The following is an 11516-nucleotide window of genomic DNA, read 5'->3' as shown; positions in this document are numbered from 1 at the left end:
CAGCTACTCCCTCGCTAACCCAGGGTGCCACGCCCGCTCGACGGGCGTGTCCGGCAGCTACTGCCTCGCCCAAAAACCGAGCGGCCCGTCCGGCCGAATGTGCGTCTGAACGTCCATCCGGGGAATCGACAGCGTGTAGGGACCGGAAGAGTACGGCCCAAGCTCGTAGGGGTCGAACTCCCACACCAGCGCGTCCTGGTCCACCCAGAATCGATCGAGTTGCTCGTCCGAGAGGTACTTCACCTGCCCCTCGGCGATCCACATCGTGCCCTCGAGCATGCCGGCACGCTGCACCAGCAGCGACTGCAGGGCCACGCGAGACGCCTTGTCGCGAAGGAACGCCTCCTTGACGCCGAACCGCACGGGCTTGCCGGCGGCCAGCGCGAAGTTGTACGTTCGCGTGTTGCGCATGCCGTGCGCGCCACCCGAGTAGTACTCCGCGTGCGCCCAGACGCTCAACAGCTGCTTGGAATCGTATTTGAGCGCCGTATCGCCCTCGTAGCTGAGGTACTGCTCCATCTTGGGACGGTCCTGGAGCACCTCCCGCATCATTTCCTTCGATTCCCGGACCCAGAGTCGCGCGAGGTGCAACTCCGAGTCACGCACGGTCTGCTCGGCAAAGTCGCACAGCGGCGCGCTGGTTGCGAACTGGACCAGGCCGACGTTGGCCGCGACTTTCCCGACCATGGGAATCTTCACCTTCACCGTGGTGGGGTTTGCATAGCCGGGCCCTTGGGGGGCCGCCACGAGACCGACGAGCAGGGCGAGGGCGAGGTTCATGCTCTGAGACTACCAAAGCGGGCCCCGGAGGAGATCCCCTTCCATCGCCGAATCCTGAGAAGTGATCACCAGACGCTCGTTCCTCTCTCGTGCCGGTTCTCTGGCCATCGGGATGGGACTCCCCCTGGGTGTTGAGGGTTTGCTGCGCTCGTCCAAGCTCCAACAAGCGTCGCTGATCCCGGCCGACAAAGGACTTTCGCCCGCTTGGTTCAGAGGACTCCGCGAGAGGGGGCAACCCACCCTCATGCGGGGCAAGGGCCTGAAGTGGATTGGAATGCCGGTAGGCGGGCTCTGCGCGGGTCAGGTGTACCTGGGCGGGGACGGCAAACTGTGGCACTGGGACGTCTTCTCACCCCAGATGTCCTCCGACTACCAGTTCTCGTCGCGAGGGGGGCACTACGCCGAGCCGATGGAGGTGCGCTCCCCATTCGAGCAGCGCTTTGAGTTCGTGTTGGAGGGTCGGGGCGGCGACATGCCCGGCTTCGATTTGGGCACCATGCGAACGATCGAATTCGAGAACCGCTATCCGGTGGGCGTGGTCCGCTACTCGGACCCGGAGGTTCCTCTCCGTATCGAACTCGAGGCGTTTTCTCCGTTCATTCCTCTTCAAACCGACGATTCGAGCCAACCTCTCTCCGTGCTTCGGTACACCCTGCACAACCCGACCGACAAGCCCATGCGCGGCAAGGTTCTCGCAAGTCTGGACAATCGCATCGCCGGGTTCTCAGGCCACCAGGATCTGTTCAAGCGTGTGAACCGGGTGCGTTACGACGGCGACACGGTGATGGTCGAGTGCGTTGCGACGCCGCTTCACCCCGCCAGCTCCACCGGACGGCCCGACATCGCGTTCGAAGACTTCGAGCGAGCGACCTACGCGCCCTGGATCTCGACCGGCACGGCCTTCGGCGACGGTCCCTTCCCCCGAAGCCAGATGCCGGAGCGCAAGAGCGAGACCAAGGCGCACGGCGAGTACCTGGTCAACACCCACGAATCGCGCCACGGCGAGGAATCCGCCGCGAGCGACCTGCCTACGGGCACCCTCACGAGCCCCGAGTTCACGATCGAGCGCGGATACGTCAACTTCCTGATCGGGGGTGGCGGCCACAAGGGCCAGACCAGCCTTGACCTGCTGATCGACGGCAAGGTCGTGCGCACCGCCTCGGGTCGCAACTCCAATCCGATGCGCCCCGCGAGCTTCGACGTGCGCGAGTTTGCGGGCAAGCGCGCCGTCCTGCGGATTGTGGATGCCGTGACCGGTGGCTGGGGTCACATCTGCGTGGATCAGATCGTGTTCTCCGACACGCCTTGGAGGGATGACGTCGAGTGGGACAAGTTGCCCGACTACGGCTCCATGGCGCTGGCGATCCTGGACAGGCCCGCGGGGACCAGGGCGTGGACCGGCCCTCCGAATGTCATCGAGCCAGTGCCCGCGACCGCCTCGGAAGAGAAGCGCGAGGAGATGTTCGAACGGGTGCTCCTTCGAGCCTCCAGGTCCGATCCGGGCGTGCTGCTGGGGGTGATCGAGGCTCCTTTCGCCATTCCTCCCGGCGAGTCCCAAACGCTCGAGTTCGTGCTCGCGTGGCACTTTCCCAACTACGGGCCGCCGCAAGGCGAGTTCGGTGCCATCGAGGACCTCCCGAACCTCAAGAAGCACTATTCGCTGCGCAGCGACTCGGCGCGAGAGGCGGTGCACGCCTACGCCCGCGAAGCGCCGCGGCTCCGCGGCGAGACCCTGAAGTGGGTCGACACGTGGTTCGACTCGACCCTTCCGCACTGGTTTCTCGAACGCACGCTCGTCTCCGTGGACTGCCTCGCAACGGGCACCGCGCATCGGTTCGACAACGGGCGCTTCTACGGGTGGGAGGGTGTGTACTGCTGCCCGGGCACGTGCCAGCACGTGTGGAACTACGCGCAGGCCGCAGCGCGGCTCTTCCCCGAACTTGAGCGCGACGTGCGCGAGCGCGTGGACTTCGGGCTCGCATGGCAGCCCGACGGCACGATCTTCTACCGCGCGGAGAGCGGCAAACAGATCGCCCACGACGGCCAGGCCGGCACGATCGTGCGCGCCTACCGAGAGCACACGATGGCCACCGACGGCGCCTTCCTTCGCCGAGTGTGGCCGAAGGTGAAGGGTTCGATCGAGCGCCTTCGAAGAGAGGACGCCGATGGCGATGGCGTTTTGGAAGGCTGGCAGTACAACACCCTGGACGCCGCCTGGGCGGGCAAGATCTCCTGGATCTCGAGCGTCTATCTCGCGGCCCTTCGGGCTGGCGCGGCGATGGCACGCGATGTGGGGGAAGCAGCCTACGCGGAGGAGCTCGAGGCCGTGGTCGCCAAGGGCGGCGCGAGCGTCACCGAGCAGCTGTTCAACGGCGAGTACTTCGCCATGGAGCGCGATCCCAGCCACCCTGAGAGCATCGGCTACGGGCCCGGTTGCCACGTGGACCAGGTGCTCGGCGACAGTTGGCTGCACCAGGTGGGGCTCGAACCGGTGCTCCCGCGCGAGCAGGTGCGGACGGCGCTCAAGTCTCTGTGGAAGTACAACTTCGCGCCGGATGCGGGCCAGTACATGAACGCGATGCAGGCGGTGATCAAGGGCGGGCGCTGGTACGCGATGCCGGGCGAGGCCGGGCTGGTGATGACCTCCTTCCCCCGGGGCGGGGCGCAAGAGGCCAAGGGCAAGGGCCATGCCGACTGGGTGGTGGGGTACTTCAACGAGTGCATGAACGGCTTCGAGTACCAGGCCGCCGCGCATATGATCGCGGAAGGGCTGGTCGACGAGGGGCTTGCGATCGTACGCACGATCCACGATCGGTACGGCCCGGAGAAACGCAATCCCTTCAACGAGATCGAGTGCGGCGACCACTACGCGCGTTCGATGGCGGCGTATGGCGTCTTCCTCACAATGTGCGGGTTTCGCTACCACGGCCCCAAGGGCGAGATCGGGTTTGCGCCCAAGCTGACGCCCGATGAGTTCCGTGCCCCGTTCACTGCGGCCGAGGGTTGGGGCACGTACTCGCAGACCCTTCGTGGCAGGCGTCTCGAGGCCACGCTCCAGGTCCGCCACGGTTCCGTGGGCGTCGAAGCGCTCACGCTCGAACGGCCCGAGGGTTTCCGGGCCGTGGACGCCGTGTGCACGCTGGGCGGCAAAGGCTGTCGGGTTTCGATGTCGACCAAAGGTGCCAGCGTGCGCCTGGCGTTCGGCGAGCGCTTGAACGTGCGCGAGGCGTCGGACCTGCACGTCCGCCTGAACCTGGAACCCACTGGGACGGCGCGGAGTTCATCCGCGCTGTGATTTCCGCCGAGGCATAGGCATCCCGCGGTGAGAGTCGGATGAATGGGCGCACTCCCCCATTAGAATGGGGGTGATGAACGACGCCCTGGTGGAAACGTGGCGCATCAACGCCTGCATCAACCTCTACCTCCTCGACGCCCTCTCACCGGAACAACTGGTCGCCCCGGTGGCAAAGGGCAAGACCGCTGTGGGTCATCTGGCGCACGTACACAACGTGAGGCTCATGTGGCTGAAAGCCGCGGCCGAAGAGCTGCTGGAGGGTGTTGAGAAACTGGATCCCAAGGCCGCGGATGGCGCGGCTCTTCGCGAAGCCCTTGGGCGATCCGCCGACCGCATCGGGACGCTGATCGAACGGGCGGAAACCCCCGAGGGCCGGGTGAAGGGGTTCAAACCGCACTGCGCCGGGTTCGTGGGCTACCTCATCGCCCACGAGTCCTTCCACCGCGCCCAGGTGGAGCTCGGTCTGCGCCAAGCGGGCTTGCCCCTTTCAGACAAGGTCGCTTACGGAATGTGGGAGTGGGGCGCGAGGGGTGCTACTTCTTGAAAAAGTCTAATCCTCGCCTTGTGAAGTAAGACACATCCGATCCCGACATGGTGCTCGCCCGACCGTTCAGGGTTCGGTGGGAGGCCACGAGGCGGCCATCCTCGTCGAGGAAGAAGCGCTGCTCGAGCTTCTCCTTGCGCGCGTCGCGGCGGCCGAAGACGGGGACCGACTCGTCGCGCTCCTCGAAGAACGCGAAGAGCTTGCCGCGCTTGAAGAAATACTCGCGCGTGGCGACGAGGTTCTTGCCACGCTGCTCTCGCTCCCGGATGAACTTGATCTCGGAGCCGTCGCGATACGTCTCCCAGGTGTAGATCGGGTTGCGCCCCGTCTCGTCCTTCTCGCGATCCATCTGGCGCAACTTCGCACGGATCCGGTTCGCCTCGACGGTGAGCATCACTTCCTGACGCTCGGTTTCCTTGCGCACATCCTCGCGTTTGCCGCTTCGGAAGATGTCACGGATATCGCGCTGCGCAGAGGCGGGAAGCACCATCACGGCCAGGGCTGCGAAGGCCACGGAAAGTCGAAGAAGTTTGCGGATCATCACACCCTTTAGACGCCCTCGCAAGGCCATCGTTCCCCACGGTCCCAGCCGCACTGCTGAACAACGAACCACAAACGACTCGCGACCAACCGTATAATTCCGGCAAGCCATGCTTACCCTTGCCCTCGCCGCTCTCGCCACCGTCGCCTCCCATGCCCAGACCCCCGAAACGTTCGTGCAGAAGCTCGACAAGACGCTCGTCGAGTTCACGATGGTGCGCGTTCCCGACGGGTCCGTCACCGTGGGCGATAAGACAATCGAGGTGAAGAACCTCTGGATCGGAAAGACCGAGGTCACGTGGGACCTGTTCGACGTCTGGACGTTCCGCCTCGACCTCACCCAGGAGGAGCTGCAGCGGGGGGTCGATGCTGAGTCGCGGCCCAGCCGCCCGTACGGCGCCCCGGACCGAGGCTTCGGCCACCAGGGCTATCCGGCCCTGGGGATGGCGCACCAGGCGGCGGTCCGGTTCTGCGAGTGGCTCAGCCAGAAGAGCGGCCGCAAGTATCGCCTGCCGACGGAAGCCGAGTGGATTTATGCCGCAGGCAAGCCTGGAGATTTCGCCGCCGAGGCGTGGACGTGGGAAAACGGCGAGGACACCACCCACCCCGTCGCCACGAAGAAGCCGAATGCGTTCGGTCTCTACGACATGTGGGGCAACGCGCGCGAGTGGTGCGAGGGGCTCGACGGCGAGGCGGTGACGGTCGGCGGCTCCTACTGGGACAAGGAGGCGACGATCACACCCGGGGCCCGCTGGAAGTACTCGATCAAGTGGCAGGAGCGCGATCCGCAGAAGCCGAAAAGCAAGTGGTGGCTTTCGGATGGTCCGTTCATCGGCATGCGGCTGGTGTGCGAGCGCTGAGTTTGATGCACAATGACCCCGTACAGGAGGAAGAGATGACCCGCAGAGATTTCCTTGCCAAGTCCGCCCTTGCCGGAGCGGCCCTGACCGTGCCCCGCTCGTTCGGCGCTTTCACCCAGGCCAACGCGACCCTCAAGGTGGGCTTGATCGGGTGCGGCGGCCGAGGAACCGGCGCCGCGATCGACAACTTCACGTCCAGCCCCGGCGTCGTGCTTTGGGCGATGGGCGACGCGTTTGCCGACCGCCTTCAGGGCTCGCAAAACCAGCTCAAGGACTCTCTCAAAGACGCCTACCAGGTCACGCCTGCGCGCTCCTTCGTCGGGCTCGACGCCTACAAGGGCGTGCTGGCGACGGATGTGGATCTGGTCATCCTCGCGACCCCTCCCGGATTCCGCCCCGCGCACCTGAAGGCGGCGATCGACGCGGGAAAGAACGTGTTCATGGAGAAGCCGGTCGCCGTCGACGGACCTGGCATCCGCACGGTCTTCGAAGCGAGCGATCTCGCCAAGACCAAGAATCTCGCGATCGTCGCCGGCACCCAGCGCCGACACGACCTCGCCTACAACGAGGCCATGAAGCGGATCCACGACGGCCAGCTCGGCGACATCGTGGCCGCATCCTGCTACTGGAACCAAGGCGGTCTTTGGATGAACCAGCGCAAGGCAGAATGGAGCGACCTCGAGTGGCAGATGCGCAACTGGCTGTACTTCACGTGGCTCTCGGGCGACCACATCTGCGAGCAGCACATCCACAACATCGACGTCGTGAACTGGGCAATGGACGCGTACCCGGTCAAAGCCGTTTCCCTCGGTGGCCGGCAGGTTCGCACCGACCCGAGCTACGGCCACATCTTCGACCACTTCGCCACCGAGTTCCAGTATGCGAACGGGGTGAAGTGCCACAGCTACTGCCGCCAGATCGATGGCACCGCCAGCAACGTGTCGGAGCAGATCGTGGGTTCCAAGGGCGTTTCGGACGCCAACACACGCATCACGGGTGAGAACGCGTGGCGCTGGGACGGCGAGCGACCCAACCCGTACATGCTCGAGCACCGGGACCTCGTCGCGAGCATCCGCGCCGGCAAGCCCCTCAACGAGGGACGGCGCGTGGCGGAGAGCACGATGACCGCGATCCTCGGCCGCACCGCATGCTACACCGGCAAAGAGGTCACCCGCGAGCAGATCCTCAACTCCACCGAAAACCTCTACCCCGACCACCTCGAGTTCGGGCCGATGCCGGTTCCTCCGGTCGCGGTTCCGGGCCGGACCGAGTTCCACTAGCGCCATGGCCAAGAAGATCACCCGCCGCGCTCTGATCGCATCGACCGCCGCGGCGGGTGCCGGCTTGGCGGCGGCGCGCGCCGGCGCCGCAAGGAGCAGTACACCCATGCCCGCGCCGTTCAAGCTCAAATACGCCCCCCATTTCGGCATGTTCCAGAACCTGGCGGGTCCGGATCCGGTGGACCAGCTCAAGTTCGCGGCCGACCAGGGATTCACCGCGTGGGAGGACAACGGCATGATGGGCCGCCCGGTGCCCGAGCAGGAGCGGATCGCCAAGGCGATGCGCGACCTGGGGATGACGATGGGCGTCTTCGTAGCCCATGCCGAATGGAACAATCCCACCTACGCGTTGGGCGGCGCCGAGAACCGCGCGGCGCTGGTCGCCCAGGCCAAAGCCGCGGTGGAGGTCGCCAAACGCACGCAGGTGAAGTGGATGACCGTCGTGCCGGGGCCGTACGACAAGCGGCTGGCGTGGGACTTCCAGACGGCGAACGTGATCGACAGCCTGCGCGCGATGGCCGAGGTCTTCGAGCCCGAGGGTTTGGTGATGGTGCTGGAGGCGTTGAACCCGTACCGCGACCACCCGGGCATGTTCCTTTCGAAGATCCCGCAGGCATTCATGGTCTGTCGCGCGGTGAACTCGCCCGCGTGCAAGATCTTGTTCGACATGTACCACCAGCAGATCACGGAGGGAAACATCATCCCCAACATCGACGCGGCGTGGTCCGAGATCGCCTACTTCCAGTTGGGGGACAACCCCGGCCGCAACGAACCGGGCACGGGCGAGATGAACTACCACAACATCTTCCGACACCTCCACGGCAAGGGTTACGAGGGCGTGGTGGGAATGGAGCACGGCAATTCGAGACGCGGAAAGGAGGGCGATCAGGCCGTGATCGACGCCTACCGCGCAGCCGACGCCTCCTAACTTGTTTGTTTCAACGGTGGTAGCACGCCCGTCGAGCGGGCGTGGCACCTGTCGTCGCTTCTCCGTCAAGGATTGGAAGGACACCTCCGAGCCTGGGCATCCGGTATCTTGTCATCGGATACGGGAGAAGTGAGGGAGAGAATTTGAGCGTCGGAGAGCCAACGGAACCACACCTTGGCGGCCGGCCAATGATGCCGGGTCCCGACTCGGCCCACCCTCCAAGTGGGCCGCCCGCATCCATCCTTACCCCCAGCGGAGTGAAATCATGAAGATTGGCGTACCGAGGGAGACCTTCCCGGGCGAACGGCGCGTGGCGACGACGCCCGACGTCGCGGCCCAGTTGATCAAGCTTGGCTTCGAGGTGTCCGTAGAGTCTGGAGCGGGCGCGGAGGCAAGCTTCTCCGACGAGGCTTACCAGGCCGCGGGTTGCACCATCGCCACCGAGGGCGAGGTGTGGACCGGGTCCGACATCATCCTCAAGGTTCGGGGCCCGAACGAGGAGGAGGCGGCCAAGCTGAAGGCGGGACAGACCCTCATCAGCTTCCTTTGGCCGGCTCAAAACGCGGAACTTCTCAAGGAGCTGTCCGACCGCGGCGTCACGGCCATGGCGATGGACTGCGTGCCGCGCATCTCGCGCGCCCAGAAGGTGGACGCCCTCAGCTCGATGGCGAACATCGCCGGATACCGCGCCGTCGTCGAGGCCGCGCAGCACTTCGGGCGCTTCTTCACCGGCCAGATCACCGCCGCGGGCAAAGTGCCGCCGGCGAAGGTGCTGGTCATCGGCGCGGGCGTCGCCGGCCTGGCGGCCATCGGTGCCGCCAAGAGCATGGGCGCGATCGTGCGCTCGTTCGACACCCGACCCGAGGTCAAAGAGCAGATCGAGAGCATGGATGCCGAGTTCCTCATGCTCGACTTCGAGGGCGAGGACGGGGCCGGCGAGGGCGGCTACGCCAAGGTGATGAGCGAGGAGTTCATCAAAGCGGAGATGGCGCTGTTCGCCGATCAGGCGAAAGAAGTCGACATCATCATCACCACGGCGCTGATCCCCGGCAAACCCGCCCCCAAACTGATTTCCAAGGCCATGGTCGAGTCGATGAAGAACGGCAGCGTCATCGTCGACCTCGCCGCCGAACAGGGCGGCAACTGCGAACTGACCCAGCCCGGCAAGGTCGTCGTCCACAACGGCGTGACGCTCATCGGCTACACCGACATGCCGAGCCGCCTGGCCGCCCAGGCCAGCCAGCTCTACGCGACGAACCTGCGCCACCTCCTCACCGACCTGACCCCCGAGAAGAACGGCGAGATCGTGGTGAACATGGAGGACGAGGTCTTCCGTGGCGCGACGGTCTGCAAGGACAAGGAGATCACGTGGCCGCCGCCGGCCCCGACGCTCTCGATGGCCCCGGCGAAGCCCGCGCCCGCCCCCGCGCCGGCGGTCGCGAAGCCCAAACCCTCGCCTCTCGGCGGATTTGTCGGCATGGCGATCGCGGGTGTGGCCCTGCTGGGCTTGGGAGCCGTCGCCCCGCCCGCGTTCATGGCGCACTTCACGGTGTTCGTGCTGGCGTGTTTCGTCGGCTACATGGTGATCTGGAACGTCACGGCCGCCCTGCACACGCCGCTGATGAGCGTGACCAACGCCATCTCCTCCGTGATCATCATCGGAGCCCTGCTGCAGATCAGTTCGAGCGAACAGCTCATCGGCTGGATCGCAGCCGGGACGGTGTTGATTGCGAGCATCAACATCTTTGGCGGCTTTGCCGTCACCCGCCGCATGCTCGAGATGTTCAGGAAGTAAGACCGTCATGATCTACGAAGGAAGCGCCACCATCTCCAACCTCCTTGCGACCGTCCAGACGAACTTGCCGAACGAGGCGATCCCCCAGGGAGTCATCACGGTCGCCTACATCCTTGCGACCATCCTGTTCATTCTCGCTCTGGGGGGACTCTCCAATCAGGAGACCTCGCGCAGGGGCAACTGGTACGGCATCATCGGCATGTCGATCGCGCTGGTCGCCACGGTTCTGGGATTCGTCACGCACAACTATGCGGCCCTTCTGGGTGCCCTCGTGGTCGGTGGCGCGATAGGCCTGATCGCCGCCCGGCGCGTCCAGATGACCCAGATGCCGGAACTCGTTGCGATCCTCCACAGCCTGGTGGGCTTGGCGGCCGTCGCCGTCGGATTCGCGAACTTCATGGACCCGGAGCGGCTCACGCACTTCATCGGCGTCGACCTCACGATCCACGACATCGAAACCTACGTCGGCATCCTGATCGGCGCCGTGACCCTTTCCGGCTCGGTCATCGCCTTCGGCAAGCTGTCGGGCAAGATCGGCGGCAAGCCGATGATCCTTCCGGCGCGGCACTACTTGAACCTCATCCTGCTGGTCGCCGCGATCTGGTTCGGGCGCGAGTTCGTCGTGCAATCCGCCGCAGGCGCCGGCCTCCAGCCGCTGATCATCATGACGGTGATCGCCCTCCTGTTCGGCATCCACATGGTCATGGCGATCGGCGGCGCCGACATGCCGGTGGTCGTCTCGATGCTCAACAGCTACTCGGGATGGGCGGCGTCCGCGACCGGGTTCATGTTGAACAACGACCTGCTGATCGTCACCGGCGCCCTGGTCGGCTCGAGCGGCGCGATCCTGAGCTACATCATGTGCAAGGCCATGAACCGCAAGTTCCTGCACGTGATCGCAGGCGGCTTCGGCACGAGCGAAGGCACGGTGCTCGCTTCGGGCGAGGAGCAGGGCGAGGTCGTTCCCATCTCCGCGGAGGAGACGGCCGAACTGCTGCTCGATTCGAAGGAGGTCATGATCATCCCCGGATACGGCATGGCCGTCGCGCAGGCCCAGCACGTGGTGCAGGAGATCTCGCAGGCGCTGCGCGCGAAGAAGGTGAACGTGCGCTTCGCGATCCACCCGGTCGCGGGTCGCATGCCCGGGCACATGAACGTGCTCCTCGCCGAAGCCAAGGTCCCCTACGACATCGTGTTCGAGATGGACGAGATCAACGACGACTTCCCCCACGTGGACGTGTCGATCGTGATCGGCGCCAACGACATCGTGAACCCCTCCGCCCTCGACGATCCCGACGGCCCCATTGGAGGGATGCCGGTCCTCGAGTGCTGGAAAGGCAAGACCACCATCGTGCTCAAACGCAGCATGGCCACAGGCTACGCCGGCGTCCAGAACCCGCTGTTCTTCAAGGAGAACACGCGCATGCTGTTCGGCGACGCGAAGGCGAGTTTGGACGAGGTGTATAAGGCGTTGGGGCGTGAGGCGTGAGGCGT

General features: G+C 65.3%; 9 protein-coding genes. 7 read left to right on the top strand and 2 right to left on the bottom strand.

Going from position 1 to position 11516, the window contains the following annotated elements:
- Nucleotides 1-57 precede the first annotated feature (57 nt).
- Nucleotides 58-780, bottom strand: coding sequence for an RsiV family protein (locus M9921_11045; GenBank protein ID MCO5297384.1), 723 nt, complete (start codon nt 778-780; stop codon nt 58-60).
- 244 nt (nt 781-1024) lie between these two features.
- On the opposite strand from M9921_11045, the gene M9921_11040 reads away from it, so the two are divergent.
- Together M9921_11040 and M9921_11035 are read left to right on the top strand one after the other, a co-directional pair.
- Nucleotides 1025-4075 carry a non-lysosomal glucosylceramidase gene (locus tag M9921_11040; protein ID MCO5297383.1) on the top strand — a complete coding sequence of 1017 codons (3051 nt, stop codon included), beginning with the start codon at nt 1025-1027 and terminating at the stop codon, nt 4073-4075.
- Nucleotides 4076-4148: 73 nt separating this feature from the next.
- Nucleotides 4149-4619 carry a DinB family protein gene (locus M9921_11035; GenBank protein MCO5297382.1) on the top strand — a complete coding sequence of 157 codons (471 nt, stop codon included), beginning with the start codon at nt 4149-4151 and terminating at the stop codon, nt 4617-4619.
- On the opposite strand, the gene M9921_11030 is transcribed toward M9921_11035, so the two are convergent.
- Nucleotides 4609-5160: a hypothetical protein gene (locus M9921_11030; GenBank protein MCO5297381.1), complete on the bottom strand. Its 552-nt coding sequence runs from the start codon at nt 5158-5160 to the stop codon at nt 4609-4611. The genes M9921_11035 and M9921_11030 overlap by 11 nt on opposite strands.
- 109 nt (nt 5161-5269) lie before the next feature.
- Here M9921_11030 and M9921_11025 point away from each other — a divergent pair, with 109 nt between their 5' ends.
- From M9921_11025 to pntB, 5 genes are all read left to right on the top strand, one after another.
- Complete coding sequence (locus M9921_11025) at nt 5270-6019, top strand: formylglycine-generating enzyme family protein (protein ID MCO5297380.1); 750 nt, start codon at nt 5270-5272, stop codon at nt 6017-6019.
- A gap of 35 nt (nt 6020-6054) precedes the next feature.
- Nucleotides 6055-7299, top strand: coding sequence for a Gfo/Idh/MocA family oxidoreductase (locus M9921_11020; GenBank protein ID MCO5297379.1), 1245 nt, complete (start codon nt 6055-6057; stop codon nt 7297-7299).
- 4 nt (nt 7300-7303) lie between these two features.
- A complete protein-coding gene (locus M9921_11015; protein ID MCO5297378.1) occupies nt 7304-8227 on the top strand; it encodes a TIM barrel protein in 924 nt (307 codons plus the stop codon).
- Nucleotides 8228-8492: 265 nt separating this feature from the next.
- Entirely contained in the window at nt 8493-10022 is a 1530-nt protein-coding gene (locus tag M9921_11010) for a Re/Si-specific NAD(P)(+) transhydrogenase subunit alpha (protein MCO5297377.1), read from the top strand.
- A gap of 7 nt (nt 10023-10029) precedes the next feature.
- Entirely contained in the window at nt 10030-11511 is a 1482-nt protein-coding gene (gene pntB / locus M9921_11005; protein ID MCO5297376.1) for a Re/Si-specific NAD(P)(+) transhydrogenase subunit beta, read from the top strand.
- The last annotated feature ends 5 nt before the right edge of the window (nt 11512-11516 follow it).

It is taken from the genome of Fimbriimonadaceae bacterium (assembly GCA_023957775.1).
Classification (GTDB): Bacteria; Armatimonadota; Fimbriimonadia; order Fimbriimonadales; family Fimbriimonadaceae; genus JAMLGR01.
This window is presented reverse-complemented; position numbering and strand designations above follow the sequence as displayed.